Source organism: Rathayibacter sp. AY1C6 (assembly GCF_002931535.1).
Taxonomy (GTDB): Bacteria; Actinomycetota; Actinomycetes; order Actinomycetales; family Microbacteriaceae; genus Rathayibacter.
The window spans coordinates 45885-68643 of record NZ_PSWC01000014.1; the positions used below are offsets into that span (position 1 = coordinate 45885).

A 22759-nucleotide genomic window follows, 5' to 3' on the forward strand; every position below is an offset into this window, starting at 1 on the left:
CGGACGCGCAGGAGCCCCGCGCATGCAGAAGGCCCCGACCGCACACAGCGGTCGGGGCCTTCTTCTCTCCTGAGCCGACGACGGGACTTGAACCCGTAACCGCCCGATTACAAGTCGGGTGCGCTACCAATTGCGCCACGTCGGCAGGTGCGCTCGCGCGCCCGGCCACCCTATCGCGGGCCCGGATCCGGCCGGATCCGGGCCCGCCGCGTCTCACGGCTCGAGGATGCTGAGGTGCCGCTCGGCGGGAGCGGGACGCTTGGGGCCGCCGATCTTCCCGTCGGGACGGCCGACGTAGAGCCAGCCGAGCAGCTCCTCGCCCTTCTCGAGGCGATGCGCCTTCCGCACGGCCTTGTCGCGCGTGTAGGAGCCGGTGCGCCAGAAGACGCCCCAGCCCGCCTCGTCGAGCAGCAGGCTCAGGAGGTGGGCGACGCCCGAGGCGACGGCCTCCTGCTCCCAGGCCGGCACCTTCGACTTCTTGACGCTGACCACGACGGCCAGCAGCAGGGAGGCGCGGTGCGTCTTCTCGATGTACTTCCGCGGGTCCTTCTTCGCCCCCGAGGCGACCGCGAAGCTGCGGCCGACCCGGTCGCGGGCGGCGCCACGGATCTCGATGACCCGCCACGGGCGCAGCGAGCTGTGATCGGCGAGACGCGACGCCGCCGAGACGAACGCCGCGATCTCGTCGTGCCCCGGAGCCTCCGGCGTCACCTTCGAGCGCGATCGGCGCGCGAGGACGGCCTCGAGCACGGGGGAGGAGGACACGGTCACTCGCCCTCGGCCTGGAAGTTCAGGGCGATCGAGTTCATGCAGTAGCGGTCGCCGGTGGGCGTGCCGAAGCCGTCGGGGAAGACGTGTCCCAGGTGGGATCCGCAGTTCGCGCAGCGGACCTCGGTGCGGACCATGCCGAGGGTGCTGTCCTCGATCAGCTGGACCGCGTCCGGGTTCACGGACTCGTAGAAGCTCGGCCAGCCGCAGCCGGAATCGAACTTGGTGCCGCTCTTGAAGAGCTCGGCGCTGCAGGCGGCACAGGTGTAGAGGCCGGAGCGGTGCTCGTCGAGCAGCTCACCGGTCCACGGGCGCTCGGTGGCCGCTTCGCGCAGGACCGCGTACTGGTCGCGGTCGAGCTCCTCGCGCCACTCGGCGTCGGACTTGTTCACGGAATACGACGACATGGGTCTCCCTCGGAATCCTCGTCAGTGTACGGGGGCGGTCGCGCCCCTCCACCTGGTCCAACCCCCGGGACGACGGCTCCATTCCGCCTCCGCGGGCTCTGGAGGAGACTCCCCGCCGGCACGCCGCGACGCGGTCACGAGCCGTTCGGAGCGCCTCCCCGGCGGTGGCGTCGCGCCTGCCTACCCTGGGGGGATGAGCAGGACGACGGACCCGAGACCGGGCACCGGTCTGTCCGAGCGCGAGCTGCGGGTGCTCGCCTTCGAGCGCGAGTGGACGGCCCGCTCCGGGGACAAGGACGACGCGATCCGCTCCCAGTTCGGACTGTCGGCCGCCCGCTACTATCAGGTGCTCAGCGCGGTGCTCGCCTCTCCGGCCGCCCTCGCGCACGACCCGATGCTCGTCACGCGGCTGCAGCGCATCCGCGACCAGCGCGCCGGCGCCCGCGCCTCGCGACGCCTCGGGCGCCTCGAGTAGACAAGCTGCTCGAGTCCACCAACGGAAGGCCGGCCGTACCCCCGATGTCGAACACGCACCCGAGAGACCGCTTCGACGAGGTCCCGGCGACGGAGGCGCGCGTCGGCGCCCACCGCCGGCCGCCGGCCCCTCACGCCCGCGCGGTCGCCCTCGCCTGGGCCGCGCTCGCCACCGGAGTCATCGTCCTGCTCGGCTTCATCGGGCTGCTGGTCATCGACGACCGGGTGCAGTTCACGGACGTGTTCACTCCGCCCACCGCGACCGCCGAGGCGACTCCGACCGCCGCCGCGACGCTCGATCCCGAGCTCGCCGTCGCCGTCCTCAACGGCACCGCCACCGTCGGACTCGCCGCCAGCGCCGGCGACGCCCTGACGACGGCCGGCTGGAGCGTCCCGACCGTCGCGAACGCGAACACCGAGGACATCGCCGCCACGACCGTCTACTTCAGCGACCCGGCGCTCGAGGGAGCGGCCCTCGGTCTCGTCGACTCGCTCGGAACGGGGACCGTCCTGTTCTCGCAGGACTTCGTCGAGACGGGCTCCGTCGTCGTGGTCCTGGGGGCCGATTACGCGTCCGAGCAGGGCTGATCGGGGCCCTCTGTTACGGGCACGTTTCCTCCGTGTTGAATCCCGGGCAACTCTTCCCCGCGAGGCCCTTTCCAGCCCCTCCCGGGGCCGATAGCCGGATTAGTATTCCTGACCAGGCACCAGCACATCGCTCGTGCCGCGGGCATCACAGCACTGGGGAGTACAGAGATGGCGAACGGAACCGTCAAGTGGTTCAACGCTGAGAAGGGCTACGGCTTCATCACGGTCGACGGCGGCGGACAGGACGTCTTCGTCCACTACTCCGCGATCGACATGTCGGGGTACAAGGTCCTCGAGGAGGGGCAGCAGGTCGCGTTCGAGGTCGGCACGGGGTCGAAGGGCCCCCAGGCCGAATCGGTCCGCCCGGCCTGACCGCCGAGCCTCCCGGGAGCCGTCGTCCGCCTCGTGCGGGCGGCGGCTCCTCCGTGTCGGAGCGCGTGCCGGTCGCTTGCACTCGTCCACCGCGAGTGCCAGAATCGACCTTGGCACTCGCTCCGGTCGAGTGCCAGCACAGACATTTCACGACGTCCGGGAGGGACGAGAAACACACATGGCCAAGATCATTGCTTTTGACGAAGAAGCCCGCCGCGGCCTCGAGCGTGGACTCAACACTCTGGCCGACGCGGTCAAGGTGACCCTCGGCCCGCGCGGCCGCAACGTCGTCCTCGAGAAGAAGTGGGGCGCTCCCACCATCACGAACGACGGCGTCTCCATCGCCAAGGAGATCGAACTCGACGAGCCGTACGAGAAGATCGGCGCCGAGCTCGTCAAGGAGGTCGCCAAGAAGACCGACGACGTCGCCGGCGACGGAACCACCACCGCGACCGTCCTCGCTCAGGCGCTCGTCCGCGAGGGCCTGCGCAACGTCGCGGCCGGCGCCGACCCGATCAGCCTCAAGAAGGGCATCGAGAAGGCCGTCAAGGCCGTCACCGCCGAGCTCATCGCCGGCGCGAAGGCGATCGAGACCAAGGAGGAGATCGCGGCGACCGCCTCCATCTCCGCCGCGGACCCCGAGATCGGCGCAATCATCGCCGAGGCGATCGACAAGGTCGGCAAGGAGGGCGTCGTCACCGTCGAGGAGTCGAACACCTTCGGCACCGAGCTCGAGCTCACCGAGGGCATGCGCTTCGACAAGGGCTACCTGTCGCAGTACTTCGTGACCGACCCCGACCGCCAGGAGGCGGTGTTCGAGGACCCCTACATCCTCATCGTCAACTCCAAGGTCTCGAACATCAAGGACCTGCTCCCGGTCGTCGACAAGGTGATCCAGGCGGGCAAGCAGCTGCTGATCATCGCCGAGGACGTCGACGGCGAGGCGCTGGCGACCCTGGTCGTCAACAAGATCCGCGGCATCTTCAAGTCGGTCGCCGTCAAGGCCCCCGGCTTCGGCGACCGTCGCAAGGCGCAGCTCCAGGACATCGCGATCCTCACCGGCGGCCAGGTCATCTCCGAGGAGGTCGGCCTCAAGCTCGAGAACGTCACCCTCGACCTGCTCGGCTCGGCCCGCAAGGTCGTCATCACCAAGGACGAGACCACGATCGTCGAGGGTGCCGGCGATGCCGAGGCCATCGCCGGCCGCGTCGCGCAGATCCGCGGCGAGATCGAGAACACCGACAGCGACTACGACCGCGAGAAGCTCCAGGAGCGCCTCGCGAAGCTCGCCGGCGGCGTCGCGGTCATCAAGGCCGGAGCGGCGACCGAGGTCGAGCTCAAGGAGCGCAAGCACCGCATCGAGGACGCCGTCCGCAACGCGAAGGCCGCCGTCGAGGAGGGCATCGTCGCCGGTGGTGGCGTCGCCCTCATCCAGGCCGGCAAGCTCGCCTTCGAGAAGCTCGAGCTCGTCGGAGACGAGGCGACCGGCGCGAACATCGTCAAGGTCGCCATCGACGCCCCGCTCAAGCAGATCGCCCTCAACGCGGGCATGGAGCCCGGCGTCGTCGCTGCGAAGGTCCGCGAGCTGCCCACCGGACACGGCCTCAACGCCGCGACCGGTGAGTACGTCGACCTCATCGCCGCGGGCATCATCGACCCGGTCAAGGTCACGCGCTCCGCTCTGCAGAACGCGGCGTCGATCGCCGGTCTCTTCCTCACCACGGAGGCCGTCGTCGCCGACAAGCCCGAGAAGAACCCGGTCGCCGCGGGCGGCGACCCCACCGGAGGCATGGACTTCTAGTCCAGGCCCCCCATCACGCAGAAGGCGGTTCCCCTCCGGGGGAGCCGCCTTCGGCGTTTCCGGAGGCATCTGAGCGAGCAGCGGGGGACCGAACCGGCAGGTGGTCCTGGATCCGCCCCGCGACCACAACGGCGGTCCTCCTCCGGTGGCACCGCCCTCCGCGCCGCCTCGGTCTCCTCAGCGGACACCGGCACCGGAAGCGCGTGGAAGGCGCCGGTGCGGGTCGCGACGTCCGGGTCAAGGCGGAGAAGTCTTCGGCCGAACGGATGCGGACGGCGATCCCGCAGGATCCGGTGACGCGGCATCCGTCGAGCGTCGGGTCTCATCTCCAGCGGTCCGGGCGGGCTCGCCGCCCGGTGGTCCCCAAGAGGAGAGAGTGAGCTGCGCGCGGCCGTGAGCGCCGGGTGCGCGAGGTCACGGTCGCCCCGGGCGGATCGATCCGTGCCGCTCGCGGACGTCGACGGGAGAGCCCGGATCGAAGGGGCCCCCGAGGAGGGACGGACCGCGGTGCGGATCAGACCGAGGCGGGGGAGGTCTCGCCGTTCTGGCCGACCGTGAGCAGCGGCAGCGCGACGCGGAAGGTCGCGCCTCCGCCCGGCGTCTCGACGACGTCCACGCGGCCCTTGTGCGCGGCGACGATCGAGGACACGATCGCCAGTCCGAGGCCGCTGCCACCGGTCTCGCGGGTCCGCGACGTGTCCGCGCGCCAGAAGCGCTGGAAGATCTTCTCGCGGATCTGCGGCGGGATGCCCTCGCCGTGGTCGATGACCTCCAGCAGGGCGAGGCGGCGGGAGCGGTCGACGGCGACGCCGATCTCGATCGGAGTGTCCTCGGGCGTGTAGCGGACGGCGTTGCCGATCAGGTTCGTCAGGACCTGGCGGATCTTGTTCTCCTCCGCCATCACCATCGCCGGCACGCCCGGCTCCTCGGGGGCGGTGGCGGTGCCGGCGGCGATCTCCTCGGCGTTGACCCGTCGCGGACGCCGGCGGAATCGGGCGAGCCTCGCTCCTGCAGCGGCGATCGGGCCGGTGAGCCCGGGGTTCGTCAGCTCCATGGTCTGCGTGGCGGAGGCGCCGGCCTCGTCGGGCTCGAGCGCGGGCGTCTCCACGGGGGTGTCGTCGCGGGTCTCGACGCCGAAGTCGCGGTCGGGCCAGGAGGCCATCGCGTCCATCGCGGCGTCGCGGGCGAGCGGCATCAGATCGACGGGCGCGAGTGCGAGAGGCTTCGTCTCGTCGAGGCGGGCGAGCTCGAGGAGGTCCTCGACCAGGCCGCCCATCCGGATCGCCTCCTTCTCGATGCGCTCCATCGCCTGGCCGACGGCCTCGGGCGTCTGCAGAGCGCCCATCCGGTACAGCTCGGCGTAGCCGCGGACCGAGACCAGCGGCGTGCGCAGCTCGTGGCTGGCGTCGCCGACGAAGCGGCGCATCTGGTCGATCGTGCGGGCGCGGTCGCGGAAGGCGGAGTCGATCCGCCCGAGCATCGCGTTCAGGGAGCGGTTGAGGCGCCCGACCTCGGTGTTGGGCGTCGTGCCGTCCAGACGCTGGCTGAAGTCGCCGTCCGCGATGGCGGCAGCGGTCTGCTCGACCTCGCGCAGCGGGGCGAAGGTGGTGGTGACCAGCAGGCGGGTGAGGAGTGCGCCGATCACGACGATCGCGACTCCGAAGCCCAGGAAGATCGTGAGGTACGTCGTCATGATGACGTCGACGCTGCGGGTCGACACCGCGAGCAGGAGCGTCTGGTACTCGGTGCCCCTCGTGAACACCGTCGACATGACGTGGTACTCGACCTTGCCGTTGGAGCTCCAGATCTCCATCGGCTTGTCGCCGCCCTGCAGCGCCTGCTCGAGGGTGAAGGTCTGCGGGAAGGCGGGGTCGGCCGCGCCGGACGCGTTCGTGTTGTCGAGCGTGCCGTACTGGTCGTAGACGGCGCCGAAATCGGCCTTGGACTCGTCGATCGCGGCGAGGTCGTTGACGGAGAGGTCGCTCGCCGTCCGTTGGACCTGGTCGGCCAGCTGTGCGTCGAGCTGGGCGACGAGCTGCGGCTTCAGCATCGTCATCGTCCCGATCCCCGAGACGAGGAGTCCCAGCGTGAGCAGGAGGACCGTGACCGCGGTGATCTTGGTGCGCAACGAGATGGAGTTCCACCGCTCGGCCAGACCCTGATGCATGGCGGTGGAACTCCCTCGGGATCGGCGGGCGCCGCGCCTCCGGCGGGAGGTGGCGCCGAGGTGGCGGAGGCTAGGCCTTCGCGACCTTCAGCATGTATCCGAATCCTCGCTTGGTCTGGATGAGCGATTCCTCCGAATGCGTGTCGAGCTTACGTCGCAGGTACGAGATGTAGGACTCGACGATGCCCGCATCGCCGTTGAAGTCGTACTCCCAGACGTGGTCGAGGATCTGCGCCTTGCTGAGCACCCGGTTCGGGTTGAGCATCAGGTAGCGGAGCAGCTTGAACTCGGTGGGGCTGAGCTCCACCGGCTCGTCGCCGACGAGGACCTCGTGCGTGTCCTGGTCCATCGTCAGCTCGCCGGCCCGGATGACCGCGTCCTCCTCGGCGTGCATGGTGCGACGGAGGATCGCCTTGATGCGCGCGACGATCTCGTCGAGGCTGAACGGCTTCGTGACGTAGTCGTCACCGCCGACGGTGAGGCCCGTGATCTTGTCCTCGGTGTCGTCCTTCGCCGTGAGGAAGAGGATGGGGGAGGTGTACCCGGCCGAGCGGAGGCGCTTGGTCACGCCGAACCCGTTCATGTCGGGGAGCATCACGTCGAGGATGATCAGGTCCGGCTCCTCCTCGAGGACTGCCGAGATGGCCTGGGCCCCGTTGCCGACCGCGCGCACGGCGAAGCCGGCGAAGCGGAGGCTCGTGGTGAGCAGGTCTCTGATGTTGGGCTCGTCGTCGACGATGAGAATGCGGGGTCCGTCCATGCAGGACAGTATCTGGCCGTCGGCTGTACGGAGTCTGGGAGTCGGTTGTCCGGGCGCTCGGTGCAGGCTCGGCGGCGGGGAACGCCGGATCGGAGGCGGTGCGGCAGGAGGAGAGCGCGTCCGATCAGGGCTGCGCGCGGCGGCGCCGGACACCCACGATGAGCATCGCGATCATCATGAGGAACGCGATGGGCAGGCCCACCAGCGGCACAGCGAAGACGAACTGCCAGAACGGGCCGGCGTACTCGCGGATCCCGAGCGCGGGGGCGACCAGGATCGCGAGGAACGCGAGGACCGTCACGACGATGATCGCGATGAACATGTAGGCGAGCGTGCGCTCCGCGCGTCCGACGCCCGCCGGCTCCTGTGGCTTCACCCGTCAAGGATAGGGCGGCCCCGGTCGACTAAACTGATGGCTGCTTCATTTCCAGGAGGGGTCTGCATGCCTACCGGCAAGGTCAAGTTCTACGACGAGGAGAAGGGCTTCGGCTTCATCAGCACTGATGACGGCCAGGAGGTCTTCCTGCACGCTTCCGCGCTGCCCTCCGGGACCGCGGTCAAGGCCGGCACCCGCCTCGAGTTCGGCATCGCCGACGGCAAGCGCGGGGCGCAGGCGCTCTCGGCGCGCGTCCTCGACGCCCCGCCGAGCCTGGTGAAGCTCAACCGGAAGTCCGCGGACGACATGTCCGTGATCGTGGAGGACACGGTCAAGCTGCTCGACGGGATCGGCGCCGGGCTCAAGCGCGGCCGCTACCCCGACAAGGCGCACGGGCGCACGATCGCGGCGCTCCTGCGCCGGGTTGCGGACGAGCTGGATGCCTGACGCCGACGGCACGACCGACGAGCAGGGCCCGGTCGAGGAGACCGTCGCCGCTCCGACCCCGGAGGACGCTCGCGTGGAGCAGTCCTCGGGAGAGGGCGACTCCGGCGAGCCGGACACGACTCCTGCCGATTCTGACTCCTCCGCTGAGGACACGCGCGGAGGCGACGAGGAGATCGCCGCTGACGAGGCGGCTCCTGTCGACGAGGCTCCCTCCGGCGAGGGTGTGAGCGACGCCGCCCTCCCGGTGACCGAGGCTCCTGGCGAGGACTCCGCCTCTGCGGAGGAGACTCCTCCGGCCGACGATGTCGCCGCTGAGGCGGGGGCTCCCGGCGCGGACACGGCTTCTGCTGCAGTGCCGGCTCCTGCTGAGGACGCGGCCACTGCTGACAACTCGACTCCTGCTGACGACGCGGGAACACCTGAGGACTCGGCTCCTGCTCGGGACGTGGCTCCTGCTGACGACTCGGCTCCTGCTGAGGATGCGACTTCTGCTGAGGATTCCGCCCTCGTCATGGACGAACCTTCCGAGGCCGATGGCGCACCGGCGGCGGACGCGACGTCAGCCGACGACGACGCTTCCACGGGGGAGGCGGACGAGGCCGCCGCGGACGAGGCTCCCGAGCCCGTCTACGAGGCGGACGCCGTGCTTGCCGGGTCTTTCGATGTCGCGCGCGCCGCGCTCGCCGAGATCGCCCCCGAGGGGACGATCGGCGAGCTGGTCACGACTCTGGCGCAGGGCGAGCACGTCGTGTCGCTGCAGTTCGCGAACCTCATGCGCGGGTACCCGGGTTGGCTGTGGACGGCGACGCTGTCCCGGATCGACGAGACCGAGGACGTGAACGTCCTGGAGGTCGAGCTGCTGCCGGGCGAGGGCGCGGTCCTCGCTCCGGACTGGGTGCCGTGGTCCGTGCGTCTCGCCGACTACCAGACCGCGCAGGACGCGCTCGGCGAGGAGGTCGAGGACGCGGACGACGACGAGCTCGAGGACGCCGAGGAAGACGACCTCGACGACGAGTCGGACGACGACTCCGACGAGGACGAGGACGCGGGCGACGACGACGACTCGGATGACGACGACGACTCGGAGGACGATTCCGACGACGACGACTCGGACGACGAGGACTCGGACGAGGACGACTCCGACGACGAGGACTCCGACGACGTCGAGCCCGAGCCCGCTCCCGCCCCGACGACCCGTCGCCGTCGCCGTCGCCGCTGATCCGGTCCGGCGCCGCCCGATGAGCATCGACTCCGACACCCGCATCGCCTATCCCGGCGGCGCCGTTCGCTCCTCCGGGCGCGTGCAGCACGTGGGCCGGCTGCAGGACGGCCGCTGGGCGGTCGTCCTCGATGCGACCGCCGCTCACCCCGTCGACCCGACCTGGCCCGACCAGGGGCCCGACCGCGGCGCGCTGGCCGTGGCGGGGGAGCGGCATCCCCTCATCGACTGCCGCATCGGGGCGTGGCAGGGCGGCGAGCTGCACGTCGGCGAGCGGCTCCCGGCGCGGCTCGGCACTCCGGAGTGGAGCTTCGTCGTCGTCCACATCGTCGACGACGCCTCCTCACTCCACGTGGACGACGAGGTCGACGTCGAGGTCGACGCGGAGCACCGGCACGAGCTCTCCCGTGGGCACACCGCCTGCCACCTCGCCTCCCTCGCCCTGAACGCCGCTCTGGCCTCGTTCTGGTCGAAGCCGGCGCGCACCGACGCTCTCGGGAACCCGGACTTCGACCAGGCGGCGATCCAGACCTCGCGGATCGGCGAGTCCGGCTCCACCGACGTCTACCGCCTCGGCAAGTCCCTCCGACGCAGCGGGATGGACACCGCCCGCCTGCTGGCGGAGATCCTCGAGGTGCAGGAGCGGGTGAACGCCCTCCTCGCCGAGTGGATCGCCTCCGACGCGGAGGTGCGCATCGAGCGCGACGACGACCTCCTCAGCACGCGGCGGACATGGCGCTGCACCCTCCCCGCGGGGGACGCCGCGATCGCGTGCGGCGGCACCCACGTCGAGCGCCTCGGCGAGTTCACCGGCCTGCGCGTCCGTCTCGAGCCCGAGGCCGACGGCACCGGACTCCGGATGGAGACCGACGCGGTCTAGCGTCGGTTGCGGCTGTAGAACAGCCCGATCGTGCCGAGGACCAGTCCGATCACGACGGTCGACAGGACGACCGGCTCGATGACGGCTCCGACGGCCGTCGCCACGAGCACGGCCACGAGCGCGACCGCCCAGACGACGCACCCGACCAGCAGAGCCGTCGCGTCGTCGCTCGCGTAGGGCGGCGGCGCGGGCCGCCGCTCCTCCTCGCGCAGCCACAGCCGCATGGCGTGCCTCAGACCGCCAGGCGCTCGAGGACGTGGTCGATGCAGCCGAGCAGCGAGCGGACGTCGTCCGGCTCGATCGCGACGAACGTCGCCACGCGCAGCTGGTTGCGGCCGAGCTTGCGGTACGGCTCCGTGTCGACGATCCCGTTCGCGCGGAGGATCTTCGCGACGAGAGCGGCATCGACGGAGGCGTCGAAGTCGACGGTCGCGACGACCTGGGAGCGGTGCTCGGGCACCTCGACGAACGGGGTGGCGAGGCTCGAGGCCTCGGCCCAGTCGTAGATCGCGGAGGAGGACTCGGCCGTGCGCGCCGACGCCCAGGCCAGGCCGCCCGAGGCGTTCATCCACTCGAGCTGCGACTCCATCAGCAGGAGGGTCGAGAGCGCCGGAGTGTTCAGCGTCTGGTTCAGGCGCGAGTTGTCGACGGCGTTCTTGAGGCTGAGGAACTCGGGGATGTAGCGGCCGCTCGCCGCGATGCGCTCGATCCGCTCGATCGCGGCGGGGGAGAAGAGGCCGAACCAGAGTCCGCCGTCGGAGGCGAAGTTCTTCTGCGGCGCGAAGTAGTAGACGTCGGCCTCGGCGATGTCGACGTCGATGCCGCCCGCCGCGCTGGTGGCGTCGATGACGGTGAGCGCGCCCTCGTCGCCGCGGACCCGGCGGACCGGGGCCATCACTCCGGTGCTCGTCTCGTTGTGGGGCCACGCGTACACGTCGATCCCCTCGACGATCTCGACCTCGCTCCGGGACCCCGCGGGGGCGGAGACGACGTGGGCCGGCTCGAGGAACGGCGCGGAGGCGGCGGCCGCGAACTTCTGGCCGAACTCGCCGAACGTGAGGTTCTCGGCGCGGCGCTCGATGAGGGAGAAGGCGGCGGCGTCCCAGAAGGCGGTCGAGCCGCCGTTGCCCAGCAGGACCTCGTAGCCGTCGGGGATGCGGAACAGCGTGGCGAGGTGCTCGCGCACGCGCCCGACGAGGTCCTTGACGGGCGCCTGGCGGTGCGAGGTCCCGAGGAGGTGCGCGCCCTGCGTCGCGAGGTGGGCGAGCTGGTCGTGCCGCACCTTGGACGGGCCGCAGCCGAACCGTCCGTCGTGGGGGAGCAGCTCGCGAGGAATGGTGAGGTCCGGCATGCGTTAATACTAGGGTTCCCGGCCCGCACCCCTCCTCCGAGCGACGGAGGCCTGCGTCGCGCCGCAGCGCCGATGCTGCGTCGTGGCGACCACTAGGGTGGAGCGCGCCGAGACGGGAAGGCTGAGATGACGGATCTGATCGACACCACCGAGATGTACCTGCGCACCATCCTCGAGCTCGAGGAGGAGAACATCATCCCGCTGCGCGCGCGCATCTCGGAGCGGCTCAGCCACTCCGGGCCGACCGTGTCGCAGACCGTCGGTCGCATGGAGCGCGACGGCCTCGTCGTCGTCTCGGGCGACCGCCACCTCGAGCTCACCTCCGACGGCCGCCGCAAGGCGATCCACGTCATGCGCAAGCACCGCCTCGCCGAGCGGCTCCTCCACGACGTCATCAAGCTCGACTGGGAGTTCGTGCACGAGGAGGCCTGCCGCTGGGAGCACGTGATGAGCGAGCAGGTCGAGCGCCGTCTCCTCGAGATGCTCGACCACCCGACGGAGTCGCCCTACGGCAACCCGATCCCGGGCCTGGACGAGCTCGGCGACACCCCCGCCTCCCGCTTCGCCGACGGCGTCATCAGCCTGCCGCGCTTCGTCGCCGGGTCGAGCGAGCCCCGCCGCGGCGTCGTCCGTCGCCTCGGCGAGCCGGCGCAGGTCGATCCGGAGCTCCTCCTCCAGCTCAAGCAGGCCGGGGTCGTGCCCGGTGCCGAGGGCGAGTTCTCGGCCCTCAACGGCTACGTGCTCGCGCGCATCGACGGAGCCGAGGCGGGCATCGAGCTGCCGAACGAGGTCGCGGCGCACATCTTCCTCGTCGTCTGACCCGCGTCTCCCTGGGAGCGGCCCGTACGGGCCCTTACCGCATCCGGTGACCGGAGTCGAACGGGAGAGCGGTCTCTTCCCGCCGAGAAGGTGACAAATCGGTAACGGTCGCTTACGCTCTGTGGAGCCCTGCGGCCGAGCCTCGGTCCCAGGGCGCGGGATCCGACGCCCCCACACCCGTCTCGGATCCTGTGCACACCGATGCTTCGCGCATGAGACGGGACAGCTGCCTGGGCTGAGGGGACGTCGGAGGATCTCCCCCTTGCCCCAGAACCCCCTCACCCCGAATGAGGACGCCGGCTCACCCGACCGGTTCCGCTCCAACCACCCCGACCGTTCCGGCGACGCGACCTTCGAGAACCGGCCCCCGGTCATCCGCGCCCGGATCCACGGGGACGCACCCGTCTCCCGTCGCGCCGTTCCCGCAGCTCCTGCCCGCCGCGCGGACATCACCGACTTCGTGCCGTCGCCGGCCGGGACCCCGCGCAAGCGCCGGGGCCGTGTCGTCGGCAAGGTCGCGATGGTCGGCTTCGCCGGCGCGCTGGTCGCGACGATGGCGCTCCCCGCCTACGCCTTCACTCCGGGCAGCCAGGACGACGGCCTGTTCGCGGCGTCGCGAGCCGACCTCCTCCGCCAGGGCTCCGCGCAGACCGTCGCCGTCGACGGCGGAGTGGTGCAGGCCGCGATCGCCCGCGACGGCTTCTCGGCCGAGGCGGCGCCCCCGCCGCCCGCACCGGAGCCCGAGCCCGTCGTGGTGGCCGAGCCCGTCGTCGACACGAGCGACGTCGCCGAGGCGCGCGCCGAGACCGCCGAGGAGTTCAACTCCTACTCCGGCGCCTCGGCCAGCGAGATCGCGGCCGCCGCCCCGACCACCAGCTACAGCCTCTCGGCGGTGTTCGACACGGCGATGCAGTACCAGGGCGTGCCCTACGTCTTCGGCGGAGCCGACCCGAGCGGCTTCGACTGCTCCGGCTTCGTGATGTACGTCTTCGCGCAGTACGGCATCTCGATGCCGCACTCGGCCGCGGGCCAGGGCGCCATGGGCACCCCCGTCTCGCTCGCCGACGCGCAGCCCGGCGACCTCGTCATCATGGACGGCCACGACGGCTTCTACGCCGGCAACGGCAACATCCTGCACGCACCCTACGAGGGCGCGAGCGTCCGCGTGCAGCCGCTGTGGACCTCCGACTACCGGATCGTGCGCATCAACGGCTGATCCGGTCGATCCGCTCGAGAGCCCGTCCCCTCCTGGAGGGGGCGGGCTCTCGTCGTCCCGCCGTGTGAACGCCGCGTGACGAATCCGGACCGACCCCTGGTGTTCCGGGCGTGAAGGGTTAACCTGAACCCCAGTCCGCTCGCGTGGCGAGCGGATCGATTCGTCGAGGGACGGAGTGCCGGGATGGCCGAGCGGAGCGGGCGCCACAGCGTGGGGCTGCGCTCGCGCGTGCGGCCGGTCGATTCGATACGCGCGCGGGTCCTCACCGCGGCGGTGCACTCCTCCGACACGCGGATACGACTCCACGTCATCGCGCGGCACTCCGCCGCGGCCTCGCAGGGCGCCGTCATCACGACGGCGCCCTTGCTCGTGGTCGCGGCGCCTTCGCGCGACGGCGTGCGACAGCACGGAGGTCACTGATGCGCACTCTGGTTCTCAACGCCGGCTACGAGCCGCTCGCGGTGGTGTCGTTCAAGCGGGCCCTGGTCCTGCTGATGACGGAGAAGGCGACCGTGATCGCCGCGGACGAGGGCAATCCGGTGCACAGCGCGCACGGCGACCACGTGCGGCCCTCGGTGATCGTGCTGACCCGGTACGTGCGCATCCCGAGCGGCCGGAGCGTGCCGGTGTCGCGCCGGGGCGTGCTCCGCCGGGACAACCACCGCTGCGGCTACTGCGGTCAGCACGCGGCGACGATCGACCACATCCAGCCCAAGTCGCGCGGGGGCCGGGACACGTGGGAGAACCTCGTCGCCTGCTGCCAGCGCTGCAACAACGTCAAGAGCGACCGCACCCCGCACGAGATGGGATGGCGTCTGCGCACCGTCCCCCGGATGCCGCGCGCCGGCTCCTGGCTCGTGCGCGGCGCGGAGCGGACGCAGCCCGACTGGGACGACTACCTGGCTCCCGCCGCCTGACGGGCCGCGGTCGCGCCGCTGGCGGCGTTGTCGTCGGGCGCGATAGCCGGTATCGCTTCCTCCTCCGCCTTGCCAGCGCCTGACGGGCCGCGGTCGCGCCGCTGGCGGCGTTGTCGTCGGGCGCGATACCGCCGGTATCGCTTCCTCCTCCGCCTTGCCAGCGACACGACCGCGACCCGTCAGGAGAGGGGCGTCGGGTGCGGCCCAGCGTTACTCGTTGTCGTTGCCGGTGTTGGCGCTGGCGTTGCCGGAGCGCTCGCCGGCCCAGGTCCAGTTCGCGACCTCGGGGATGTCCTCGCCGTGCTCGCGGGTGTAGGCGCGGGCGCGGATGCGGGCGTCCTGCATCTCCTGGCGGAGACCGGCGGCGCGGGCGCCGAGGCCGGGGGTCCGGTCGATGACGTCGATCACCAGCGAGTAGCGGTCGAGGTCGTTGAGCATCACCATGTCGAAGGGAGTGGTGGTGGTGCCGTTCTCCTTGTACCCGCGCACGTGCAGGTTGCCGTGGCCGGTCCGCTTGTAGGTCAGGCGGTGGATGAGCCACGGATAGCCGTGGTAGGCGAACACGATCGGGCGGTCGGGAGTGAAGATGGCGTCGAACTCGCGGTCGGAGAGGCCGTGCGGGTGCTCCGACTCCGACATCAGGCGCATCAGATCGACCACATTGACCGTGCGGATCGCGAGGTCCGGCAGCGTCTCGCGGAGGATGCTCACCGCCGCGAGGGTCTCGAGGGTCGGCACGTCGCCCGCGCAGGCGAGCACGACGTCCGGGGACTCGCCCTGCCGCTCGCTGCTCGCCCACTCCAGGATGCCGAGGCCGCGCGTGCAGTGCGCGACCGCCTCCGCCATCGTGAGCCACTGGGGCGAGGGCTGCTTGCCGGCGACGACCACGTTGACGTAGTCCACGCTCCGGAGGCAGTGGTCGTAGGTCGAGAGGAGCGTGTTCGCGTCGAAGGGCAGGTAGACGCGCACGACCTCGGGCTTCTTGTTGACGACGTGGTCGATGAAGCCCGGGTCCTGGTGGCTGAAGCCGTTGTGGTCCTGGCGCCAGACGTGGCTCGAGAGCAGGTAGTTGAGGCTCGCGATCGGGCGGCGCCACTCGATGTCGCGGGTGCCGTCCAGCCACTTCGCGTGCTGGTTGAACATCGAGTCGATGATGTGGATGAATGCCTCATAGCAGGTGAAGAGCCCGTGGCGGCCGGTGAGCAGGTAGCCCTCCAGCCAGCCCTGGCACTGGTGCTCCGAGAGCACCTCCATGACCCGCCCGGCGCGAGCCAGGTGGTCGTCGAGGGGGCTGAGCTCGGCGTCCCACTGCTTGTCGGTGGCGGCGTAGACGGATTGCAGCCGGTTGCTCGCGACCTCGTCCGGCCCGAAGAGGCGGAAGTTGGTCGGGTTGGCGCGGATGACGTCGGCGAGCCATTCGCCGAGCACCTTCGTCGCCTCCGCGACGGTGCCACCCGGCTGCTCCACGACGACCTCGTAGCGGCGGAAGTCGGGCAGGTCGAGGGTCTGCCGCAGCAGCCCGCCGTTCGCGTGCGGGGTCGCGCTCATCCGCAGCTCGCCCTCGGGGGCCAGCGAGCGGACGCGGTCGACCACGCCGCCCTCCTCGGTGAAGAGCTCCTCGGGCCGGTAGGAGCGGAGCCAGTCCTCGAGGAGCCGGGTGTGCGCCTCGGTGTCGCGGGCGTTGGGCAGCGGAACCTGGTGCGAGCGGTAGGTGCCCTCCACCTGGACGCCGTCGATCTCGGTCGGACAGGTCCAGCCCTTCGGGGTCTTCAGCACGATCATCGGCCAGGCCGGGCGTGAGAGGTCGCCGGCTGCGGCGCGCTCCTTGATCGCCGCGATACGGTCGAGCACCGTGTCCAGGACGTCGGCGAACCGCTCGTGCACGCGCATCGGGTCCTCGCCGTCGAAGCCGCCCTCGACGAGGAACGGCTCGTGGCCGTACCCGCGGAGGAGGCTGTCGAGCTCCTCCTGCGGGATGCGGGCGAGGACGGTCGGGTTCGCGATCTTCCAGCCGTTGAGGTGCAGGATCGGCAGGACGACGCCGTCGGTGAGCGGGTTCACGAACTTGTTGGAGTGCCAGCTGGTGGCGAGCGGGCCGGTCTCGGCCTCGCCGTCGCCGACGACCGCCGCGACCAGGAGGTCCGGGTTGTCGAAGGCCGCTCCGTACGCGTGGCTCAGCGCGTAGCCGAGCTCTCCGCCCTCGTGGATGCTGCCCGGGGTCTCGGGGGCGGCGTGGCTGGGGATGCCCCCGGGGAAGCTGAACTGGCGGAAGAGGCGGCGCAGCCCCTCCTCCGACTCGTCGATGTGCGAGTAGATCTCGCTGTAGGTGCCGTCGAGGTAGGCGTTGGCGACCATGCCCGGTCCGCCGTGGCCGGGGCCGGTGATGTAGAGGGTCGGCTGGCGGCGCTCGCGGATCGCGCGGTTCAGGTGCGCGTAGATCAGGTTGAGGCCGGGGGTGGTGCCCCAGTGGCCGAGCAGACGGGGCTTGATGTCCTCCCGGCTCAGCGGGGTCTTCAGGAGCGGGTTCGCGAGCAGGTAGATCTGCCCGACCGCGAGGTAGTTCGCGGCGCGCCACCAGGCGTCGACCGTGTCGAGAGTGTCCTGGGTCAGCTCGGCGTCGGCGGGTCGCGCGATCCAGCTGTGCTCGGGGACGGGCAGGAGGGACGGAGCGGGGGAGTCGGCCATGTGCTCACGCTGGCATCCGGACGCCCGGGGCGGAAGGGCCTTGCAGGCCCGGCTCAGGAGGGGGTCAGCCGCGCGGCGTCGCCCGGCGGAGGACCAGCGAGCCGACCGCCGTCAGCAGGGCGGCGGGGACGAGGAGCAGAGCGGCGGCCGCGGCGGTGCCCGCGCTCTCGAGGACGTCCGTGACGACCGGCCGACCGCCGGCGAGAGTGACGACGACGACCACCGCGAGTGCCGCCGCTCCGAGGGCGAGGACGAAGGCCGTCACTCCGCGCTCCCGCCAGCGGAGGAAGACCGCGCCCGCTGCTCCGCCGAGGGCGAAGGCGGCGAGGAGCGAGCAGAGCAGGACGACGAAGCGCTCGAGCCACGGGCCGTCGAGGGGGGAGGCGAGGAAGAGCGCGCCGCCCAGCCACCAGCCCCCGGTCGCCTCCTCGATCGCCCCGAGGGCCACGACGATCGCGGACCAGAGCACGGACAGTGCCGCGAAGGCGAGGGCGCTGCCGAGGACGTGGTCGCGTCGGGTCGCTCCGTAGCTCAGCGCCAGCCCGAAGGTGGCGGTCGTGGCCTGGATGGAGCCGATGAAGAGGAAGACGACGATCAGCATCCCCGGCCCCACGAGCAGGATGCCCGAGTCGCCGCCGCCCCGCTCGGCCCCGATCCCGCGGAGGACGAGCCACCAGATCACGAGGTTGCCGGCGAGGACGGCGAGCAGGACGAGCAGCGGCCAGCCGAGGACCGTCCCGGGGTGGGCGAGGTGGAGCCTCAGGACGGAGAGGATCCTCCGCGGGGAGGCGGAGCGGCGGGCGGGGGCGGTCATGGTCGGTCCTCTCGGATCGGTGGCGGTGGTGTCAGCTGCTGCGCGGGGTGGCGCGGCGGAGGATCGCCCAGCCCGCGACTCCGGCGATCGCGGTCGGGATGAGCGAGAGGGCGTAGCCGCCCGCATATCCGACGCTGCCGAAGAAGGAGCCGACGGCGGGCCAGTTCTCGGTGAGGGTGAGGAGGGTGATCACGGCCAGCAGGACGGCGCCGAGGATCCCGAAGAAGAGCAGCATCCCGCGCTGGCGCCAGCGCACGTAGACCGCCGCCGTCGCCGCTCCGATGAAGAAGAAGAAGAGCAGGGCGCAGAGCACCGCGACAGCCTGCTCGCCCACGGAGTCCCCGCCGAAGTAGATCGAGCGGAAGAAGCTGCCGCCGAAGCCCCAGCCGTCGGTCGCCCGCTCCACGATCCCGAGGACCACGAAGACGCCGGTGTAGAAGACCGAGAGGGCGACGAAGGTGAGGGCCGTGCCGAGGGAGAAGTCGCGGCGGGTGGCGCCGTAGCCGAGGGCGAGGCCGAAGGTGACGTTCACCGACTGGACGGCCACGACCATCATGTAGACGAAGAGGAAGAAGGACGCGCCGGAGTAGGTCATCCCCTCCTGCGCCTCGAGGCGCTCGCCGGAATCGAGCCCGCGGAGGATCAGCCACCAGACGACCAGGTTGCCCGACAGGATGACGGCCGTGATGATCAGCGGCGTGTAGAGGATGGTGGCGGGGTTCGCGAAGTGCAGGCGGACGATGCTGCCGAGGCGGCCGGCGGCGGTGTCGTGGCGCGCGGGGGCGCCGGTGAGGGCGGTCATTCCGAGGCCTTCCCGGTGGTGAGCTGGACGACGAGCTGCTGGAGGGGGACGGACTCGAGTTCGAGCCCGTGGCGGGCGGCGGAGGCGCGGCCGGCGTCGTCGAGCCGGGGGAGCGTGGCCGAGGCGCGGCTGCCGAGAGCGGAGCGGGCGATGACCTCGCGGCCGGCGGTGAACGACTCGACGGCCTGCCGGGGTCCGATGACCGTCGCCGCGGCACCCCGCAGCTCCTCCGCGTCGCTGTCCACGACGAGGCGGCCCTGGTCGATGACGAGGACGTGCTCGAGCAGGCTGCTGACCTCGTCGATGAGGTGGGTGGAGAGGACGACCGTGCGCGGGTGCTCGGCGAAGTCCTGGAGTAGGCGGTCGTAGAACAGCTGCCGGGCGACGGCGTCCAGCCCCAGGTACGGCTCGTCGAAGAACGTGAGCGGGGCGCGGGAGGCGAGACCGACGATCACTCCGATCGCCGAGAGCTGTCCGCGGGAGAGCTTCTTGATCTTGCGGTCGACCGGGAGGCGGAAGTCCTCGACGAGCTCGCGGGCGAACGCCTCGTCCCAGCCGTCGAAGAACCAGGGAGCGCTGCGCAGGACGTGCTTCACCTTGAAGTCGTCGGGGTACTTCTGGCTCTCCTTGATGAAGCAGGTGCGGGAGAGTACGGCGGCGTTCTCCACAGGTGACTGCCCGAAGACGCGGATCTCGCCCGAGCTGGCGAACTCCTGGCCGGTGAGCAGCGACATCAGCGTCGTCTTGCCCGCGCCGTTGCGGCCGAGGAGGCCGTGGATGCGGTTCTCCTCCAGCGCGAAGCCGATGCCGTCGACGGCGCGCATGCGTCCGTAGTGCTTGGTGAGGTCGTGGACCTCGATGACCGCGCTCATCGCGATCCCCCTTCTGTGATCATGTCGGCGAGCTGCTCGGTGCTGAGGCCGAGCTTGGCGGCCTCGGCGAGCAGCGGAGCGACGAACTGGTCGCGGAACTGCGTGCGGCGCTTCTCGACCAGCCGGTCGCGCGCCCCCTCGGCGACGAACATGCCGATCCCCCTCTTCTTGTAGAGCACCCCGTCGTCGACGAGCAGGTTCACGCCCTTGCCGGCGGTGGCCGGATTGATGCGGTGGAACGCGGCGAACTCGTTGGTCGACGGGACCTGCGACTCCTCCGGCAGCGCGCCGTCGATGATGTCGTTCTCGATCTGCTCGGCGATCTGCAGGAAGAGCGGGCGGGAGTCGTCCACGCGGGCTCCTTCGGTGCTGGGTTGGGTGGTTCGTTGGTGTTGTAACTAACCATGGAGGCGGGAGGCGTCCGTGTCAAGAGGTGCGTGCCGCTCGGTCGGCGCGACGAGGGCCGTGGCGTGCTTCGCGAGCGTTGTGGTGGGCGGCCGGTCGGCGCTTCGCGGGGGGCGGGGCACGGCGGGTACACTGGCTCGGCCAGCCTCTGTAGCTCAATGGAAGAGCGACTCCGTCCTAAGGAGCAGGTTGGGGGTTCGAGTCCCTCCAGGGGCACCATAGACGGCTTACTGCAATCGCCCACCGAATCCAGGGCGGTGAGCAGGTCGCCTACGGTTTCAAACGGGTCACCTTCAAAGGTGGCCCGTTTCGCATTTTGTGGGCCGCGTCGCGTGAGTTCGGCATGAGCTTGGGCTGTCGCCGCCTCCGCGCCTAGACCCGCTTGAAACGCGCTCCAGCCTCGTTCTGCGGCCAGCAACTCGGCGAGCGGGGAGTTGAGTTCGTCGCCGATGACTTCGTCGTTGACGACATAAATGTGGGCGAAGATCGCCTGGTTGAGTAGTCGTCGGGTCTCGTCGCTTGCATTCCGGTAGAGCTCGTGCGGGGCCGTGAGCAGTTCCAGGTGCGCGTCGAGAAACGCCTTCCCGCTGGAGAGGTCGTCGTGGATTCCCCCGAGTTGGGAGGTGAGTCGTTCACGGTCGCGCGCAATAGCGCGGAGTCGTTCACGGATCTTGGCTTGTGGGAGTGCGCCGTCTGCTGCGAGGTCGAGGAGGTTTTCTTCCTTCGTCTCGAGCTGTGTGAGCTGGCCCAGCATTTGTTCGCGGAGCAGGCGCTTCGCTGCTTCGCTGTCGGTGAGAGCTGCCTCGATGCTCTGTCTGATTGCGGCGACGAACTCTGCGCGGAACTGGATGGTCTTGTAGTGCTCCTCGATAGCGGCTTCAACTCGTTCCGTGTTGGAGTAGGGCGCATCGCAGAGGTGGTCCTGTGTGCCGCGGCAGAAGAAGTACCAGTAGGTGCTTCCTTGTCGGCCGGTGGCTCGCATGATGATCATGCGCCGGTTGGTTTGGTCCTCGAGCCGGCAGCGCCCGCACCAGATTGTCCCTTTGAGGTAGTGGTCGTGGCGGCGTCGGCGTTCGCCGGAGTTGCCGCGAGCGTCCATGAGCTCTTGTACACGGTTGAAGGTCCCTTCGTCGATGAGCGGCTCGTGGCGACCTTCGAAGTACTCGCCCTTATAGCCAACTTCGCCGAGGTAGTACCGGTCCCGGAGCATCTGCTGCACCTTCGAGGCGGAAACGGGCCCGGCGGGGCGTCGGAGAGTTGGCCTTGTCCTCAGGCCTCGATCGGTGAGTTCCTCGACGATGTCGTCGATGGTGTGGTTCCGGTCGGCATAGAGCTCGAACGCGAGCTTCACGAACGCGGCGCGTTCGGGGTCCACGGCGACCGTGTTGATCTTTCGTCCGTCGACGTTGTCGGTGACATTGAGGTAGCCGAGCGGCGCTTTGCCGAGCGTGCCACCGTTCTTGGCCTTTTGGCCCATCTTGTAGGCGATATCCGCGCCATCTTCCCGGGAGCGGTACTCATTGAATGCGGCGAGGATGCCGTGCATGAGTTGCCCGACGGGGGTCGCGTCGATGGATTCGGTTGCGGAGATGAGTTCGACGCCGCGCTTCTGAAGGTCGGCCATGACTACGGCGTCGTCGATGCGGTTGCGAGCGAACCGAGACAGCTTGTGGACGATGACGTAATCGACATCCTTCTCCCGGCGGATGCGTTCCAGCATCTGCTGAAACGCCACGCGCTTGGTCATCTCGGTTGCGGAGCGACCCGGCTCGATGTACTCCGCTGTAACGGTGAGGCCGAGCTGTTCCGCCTTGCGCTGGCAGGCGATGCGCTGTGCGGGGATGGAGATGCCCTCAGGGTCGTAGTCCGTGTTGACCTGCCCCTTGGAGGAGACGCGGAGATAGATGACGGCGCGGGATCCCGGAGGGACGGCGTTGGGCGGGCTGTGGGTGCTCACGATGCCGAGGTCGTCCGCTTCGGCGTCTTCGGTAGCGACGGCCCGCAGGGCGGGTGGCTCGGATAGGAACGCGTTCGGGTAGGTGTCGTCGGGCAGGCTCATGACTGCCCTCCTTTCATGTGCGAGAGGACAGCGTCGAGCCACGAGATGATGCCGTGGTTTCGAGAGAGAGGTGGTGGAGTGCGCGCCTCGTGATTCAACGGGCTGAGGCGCATGCCCGATGCGAGATTCGACATCTGGTGCGTGCTCCGTTTACCTCTTAATTTTACCTCGTCAGGCCCGGTTTTCCGGGCCTGTTGACTATTCCGCAACAGTCCCTGTCTGCCGTTGGCAAACGCTCCTGCGGGTATGCGCTGGAAGCGAACGGAGGTCGGCTCGCTCATAACCTGTCTCCTGCTGTTAGGAGGATGTAGCGGCCGAGGGCGTCGACCCATCCCTCCTGTTCGATGGGGACGCGAAGGTCATTAAGTTCCTGCAGTGCGGGCTCAGCGCTGAGTTGGCCGGTGGCGGCGAAGCGCTCGAGGGCGGTCTCGGGGCCGTCGTGCAGGCTGGCTGCGATGAGCCGGGCAAGGGTCGCGCTTCGCGCTTCGCGCTTCGGGATCGAGGGCGAGTCCGAGTTCAATGACTTCCCGTGCGCGGTCGGTTTCGTCTGGCGCTGCCTT

General features: G+C 70.1%; 22 protein-coding genes, 2 tRNA genes and 1 pseudogene. 11 read left to right on the plus strand and 14 right to left on the minus strand.

All coding sequences use genetic code 11. From position 1 onward, the window contains the following. Positions 1-72: 72 nt before the first annotated feature. From C5D36_RS10110 to msrB, 3 genes are all read right to left on the minus strand, one after another. Positions 73-145: transfer RNA gene (locus C5D36_RS10110), tRNA-Thr, on the minus strand. A gap of 68 nt (positions 146-213) precedes the next feature. Continuing rightward, complete coding sequence (locus tag C5D36_RS10115) at positions 214-771, minus strand: nitroreductase family protein (RefSeq protein WP_104226480.1); 558 nt, start codon at positions 769-771, stop codon at positions 214-216. After that, positions 768-1175 (minus strand): peptide-methionine (R)-S-oxide reductase MsrB, encoded by a 408-nt coding sequence (msrB, locus tag C5D36_RS10120; protein ID WP_104224596.1) that lies wholly within the window; start codon positions 1173-1175, stop codon positions 768-770. The genes C5D36_RS10115 and msrB overlap by 4 nt, the downstream gene beginning before the upstream one ends. A gap of 193 nt (positions 1176-1368) precedes the next feature. Between msrB and C5D36_RS10125 the strand changes: the two genes are divergently transcribed. From C5D36_RS10125 to groL, 4 genes are all read left to right on the plus strand, one after another. Next, positions 1369-1650 carry a DUF3263 domain-containing protein gene (locus tag C5D36_RS10125; RefSeq protein ID WP_104224597.1) on the plus strand — a complete coding sequence of 94 codons (282 nt, stop codon included), beginning with the start codon at positions 1369-1371 and terminating at the stop codon, positions 1648-1650. Between the two features lie 44 nt (positions 1651-1694). Further along, positions 1695-2237: a LytR C-terminal domain-containing protein gene (locus C5D36_RS10130; protein WP_104295742.1), complete on the plus strand. Its 543-nt coding sequence runs from the start codon at positions 1695-1697 to the stop codon at positions 2235-2237. 168 nt (positions 2238-2405) lie between these two features. Next, a complete protein-coding gene (locus tag C5D36_RS10135; protein ID WP_104224599.1) occupies positions 2406-2609 on the plus strand; it encodes a cold-shock protein in 204 nt (67 codons plus the stop codon). Positions 2610-2787: 178 nt separating this feature from the next. Beyond that, positions 2788-4410: a chaperonin GroEL gene (groL, locus tag C5D36_RS10140; protein ID WP_104224600.1), complete on the plus strand. Its 1623-nt coding sequence runs from the start codon at positions 2788-2790 to the stop codon at positions 4408-4410. Between the two features lie 514 nt (positions 4411-4924). On the opposite strand, the gene C5D36_RS10145 is transcribed toward groL, so the two are convergent. The 3 genes from C5D36_RS10145 to C5D36_RS10155 form a co-directional block, all read right to left on the minus strand. Further along, positions 4925-6577: a HAMP domain-containing sensor histidine kinase gene (locus C5D36_RS10145; RefSeq protein WP_104224601.1), complete on the minus strand. Its 1653-nt coding sequence runs from the start codon at positions 6575-6577 to the stop codon at positions 4925-4927. A 70-nt stretch (positions 6578-6647) separates the two neighbouring features. Further along, positions 6648-7337: a response regulator transcription factor gene (locus C5D36_RS10150; protein WP_055787731.1), complete on the minus strand. Its 690-nt coding sequence runs from the start codon at positions 7335-7337 to the stop codon at positions 6648-6650. Positions 7338-7461: 124 nt separating this feature from the next. Next, complete coding sequence (locus C5D36_RS10155; RefSeq protein ID WP_258061220.1) at positions 7462-7713, minus strand: hypothetical protein; 252 nt, start codon at positions 7711-7713, stop codon at positions 7462-7464. A 66-nt stretch (positions 7714-7779) separates the two neighbouring features. Here C5D36_RS10155 and C5D36_RS10160 point away from each other — a divergent pair, with 66 nt between their 5' ends. The 3 genes from C5D36_RS10160 to C5D36_RS10170 are packed head-to-tail and all read left to right on the plus strand — an operon-like array spanning position 7780 to position 10259. Then, entirely contained in the window at positions 7780-8160 is a 381-nt protein-coding gene (locus C5D36_RS10160) for a cold-shock protein (protein WP_104224602.1), read from the plus strand. After that, positions 8153-9379 carry a DUF3027 domain-containing protein gene (locus C5D36_RS17175; RefSeq protein WP_258062913.1) on the plus strand — a complete coding sequence of 409 codons (1227 nt, stop codon included), beginning with the start codon at positions 8153-8155 and terminating at the stop codon, positions 9377-9379. Before C5D36_RS10160 ends, C5D36_RS17175 begins: the two co-directional genes overlap by 8 nt. A 19-nt stretch (positions 9380-9398) precedes the next feature. After that, a complete protein-coding gene (locus tag C5D36_RS10170) occupies positions 9399-10259 on the plus strand; it encodes a metal-dependent hydrolase (protein WP_104295744.1) in 861 nt (286 codons plus the stop codon). Here the strand turns inward: C5D36_RS10170 and C5D36_RS10175 are convergent. Further along, positions 10256-10483 carry a DUF2530 domain-containing protein gene (locus C5D36_RS10175; protein WP_104224604.1) on the minus strand — a complete coding sequence of 76 codons (228 nt, stop codon included), beginning with the start codon at positions 10481-10483 and terminating at the stop codon, positions 10256-10258. The two genes, C5D36_RS10170 and C5D36_RS10175, sit on opposite strands and share 4 nt — an antisense overlap. Positions 10484-10491: 8 nt before the next feature. Further along, a complete protein-coding gene (gene serC, locus C5D36_RS10180; RefSeq protein ID WP_104224605.1) occupies positions 10492-11610 on the minus strand; it encodes a phosphoserine transaminase in 1119 nt (372 codons plus the stop codon). A gap of 126 nt (positions 11611-11736) precedes the next feature. Here serC and C5D36_RS10185 point away from each other — a divergent pair, with 126 nt between their 5' ends. The 3 genes from C5D36_RS10185 (at position 11737) to C5D36_RS10200 (ending at position 14562) form a co-directional block, all read left to right on the plus strand. Beyond that, positions 11737-12429, plus strand: coding sequence for a metal-dependent transcriptional regulator (locus C5D36_RS10185; RefSeq protein WP_104224606.1), 693 nt, complete (start codon positions 11737-11739; stop codon positions 12427-12429). Between the two features lie 262 nt (positions 12430-12691). Continuing rightward, the gene (locus C5D36_RS10190; protein WP_258060437.1) at positions 12692-13645 is read left to right on the plus strand and encodes a C40 family peptidase; all 954 of its coding nucleotides are present in this window, start codon (positions 12692-12694) and stop codon (positions 13643-13645) included. A gap of 419 nt (positions 13646-14064) precedes the next feature. Continuing rightward, positions 14065-14562, plus strand: a complete 498-nt coding sequence (locus C5D36_RS10200; protein WP_104224608.1) for an HNH endonuclease — start codon at positions 14065-14067, stop codon at positions 14560-14562. A gap of 210 nt (positions 14563-14772) precedes the next feature. Here the strand turns inward: C5D36_RS10200 and C5D36_RS10205 are convergent, their stop codons facing one another. From C5D36_RS10205 to C5D36_RS10225, 5 genes are all read right to left on the minus strand, one after another. After that, positions 14773-17247: a phosphoketolase gene (locus C5D36_RS10205; protein ID WP_104224609.1), complete on the minus strand. Its 2475-nt coding sequence runs from the start codon at positions 17245-17247 to the stop codon at positions 14773-14775. Between the two features lie 64 nt (positions 17248-17311). Beyond that, a complete protein-coding gene (locus C5D36_RS10210) occupies positions 17312-18061 on the minus strand; it encodes a hypothetical protein (protein WP_104295746.1) in 750 nt (249 codons plus the stop codon). Positions 18062-18092: 31 nt separating this feature from the next. Further along, positions 18093-18863, minus strand: coding sequence for an ABC transporter permease (locus tag C5D36_RS10215; RefSeq protein ID WP_104295747.1), 771 nt, complete (start codon positions 18861-18863; stop codon positions 18093-18095). Continuing rightward, complete coding sequence (locus C5D36_RS10220) at positions 18860-19735, minus strand: ABC transporter ATP-binding protein (RefSeq protein WP_104224612.1); 876 nt, start codon at positions 19733-19735, stop codon at positions 18860-18862. Before C5D36_RS10220 ends, C5D36_RS10215 begins: the two co-directional genes overlap by 4 nt. Next, the gene (locus tag C5D36_RS10225) at positions 19732-20088 is read right to left on the minus strand and encodes a GntR family transcriptional regulator (protein WP_104224613.1); all 357 of its coding nucleotides are present in this window, start codon (positions 20086-20088) and stop codon (positions 19732-19734) included. The genes C5D36_RS10220 and C5D36_RS10225 overlap by 4 nt, the downstream gene beginning before the upstream one ends. 196 nt (positions 20089-20284) lie before the next feature. On the opposite strand from C5D36_RS10225, the gene C5D36_RS10230 reads away from it, so the two are divergent. After that, positions 20285-20359 (plus strand) — tRNA-Arg (locus C5D36_RS10230). A gap of 928 nt (positions 20360-21287) precedes the next feature. Here the strand turns inward: C5D36_RS10230 and C5D36_RS17360 are convergent. Then, a pseudogene (locus C5D36_RS17360) lies at positions 21288-22199 on the minus strand (recombinase family protein); the annotation flags it as partial. Between the last annotated feature and the right edge of the window lie 560 nt (positions 22200-22759).

What these genes read in the sequence shown, in the direction of transcription:
- msrB (WP_104224596.1), bottom strand. Translation starts at nt 1,175, where the DNA reads ATGTCGTCGTATTCCGTGAACAAGTCCGACGCCGAGTGGCGCGAGGAG.
- C5D36_RS10125 (WP_104224597.1), top strand. Translation starts at nt 1,369, where the DNA reads ATGAGCAGGACGACGGACCCGAGACCGGGCACCGGTCTGTCCGAGCGC.
- C5D36_RS10130 (WP_104295742.1), top strand. Translation starts at nt 1,695, where the DNA reads ATGTCGAACACGCACCCGAGAGACCGCTTCGACGAGGTCCCGGCGACG.
- C5D36_RS10135 (WP_104224599.1), top strand. Translation starts at nt 2,406, where the DNA reads ATGGCGAACGGAACCGTCAAGTGGTTCAACGCTGAGAAGGGCTACGGC.
- groL (WP_104224600.1), top strand. Translation starts at nt 2,788, where the DNA reads ATGGCCAAGATCATTGCTTTTGACGAAGAAGCCCGCCGCGGCCTCGAG.
- C5D36_RS10145 (WP_104224601.1), bottom strand. Translation starts at nt 6,577, where the DNA reads ATGCATCAGGGTCTGGCCGAGCGGTGGAACTCCATCTCGTTGCGCACC.
- C5D36_RS10150 (WP_055787731.1), bottom strand. Translation starts at nt 7,337, where the DNA reads ATGGACGGACCCCGCATTCTCATCGTCGACGACGAGCCCAACATCAGA.
- C5D36_RS10160 (WP_104224602.1), top strand. Translation starts at nt 7,780, where the DNA reads ATGCCTACCGGCAAGGTCAAGTTCTACGACGAGGAGAAGGGCTTCGGC.
- C5D36_RS17175 (WP_258062913.1), top strand. Translation starts at nt 8,153, where the DNA reads ATGCCTGACGCCGACGGCACGACCGACGAGCAGGGCCCGGTCGAGGAG.
- C5D36_RS10170 (WP_104295744.1), top strand. Translation starts at nt 9,399, where the DNA reads ATGAGCATCGACTCCGACACCCGCATCGCCTATCCCGGCGGCGCCGTT.
- C5D36_RS10175 (WP_104224604.1), bottom strand. Translation starts at nt 10,483, where the DNA reads ATGCGGCTGTGGCTGCGCGAGGAGGAGCGGCGGCCCGCGCCGCCGCCC.
- serC (WP_104224605.1), bottom strand. Translation starts at nt 11,610, where the DNA reads ATGCCGGACCTCACCATTCCTCGCGAGCTGCTCCCCCACGACGGACGG.
- C5D36_RS10185 (WP_104224606.1), top strand. Translation starts at nt 11,737, where the DNA reads ATGACGGATCTGATCGACACCACCGAGATGTACCTGCGCACCATCCTC.
- C5D36_RS10200 (WP_104224608.1), top strand. Translation starts at nt 14,065, where the DNA reads ATGCGCACTCTGGTTCTCAACGCCGGCTACGAGCCGCTCGCGGTGGTG.
- C5D36_RS10205 (WP_104224609.1), bottom strand. Translation starts at nt 17,247, where the DNA reads ATGGCCGACTCCCCCGCTCCGTCCCTCCTGCCCGTCCCCGAGCACAGC.
- C5D36_RS10210 (WP_104295746.1), bottom strand. Translation starts at nt 18,061, where the DNA reads ATGACCGCCCCCGCCCGCCGCTCCGCCTCCCCGCGGAGGATCCTCTCC.
- C5D36_RS10215 (WP_104295747.1), bottom strand. Translation starts at nt 18,863, where the DNA reads ATGACCGCCCTCACCGGCGCCCCCGCGCGCCACGACACCGCCGCCGGC.
- C5D36_RS10220 (WP_104224612.1), bottom strand. Translation starts at nt 19,735, where the DNA reads ATGAGCGCGGTCATCGAGGTCCACGACCTCACCAAGCACTACGGACGC.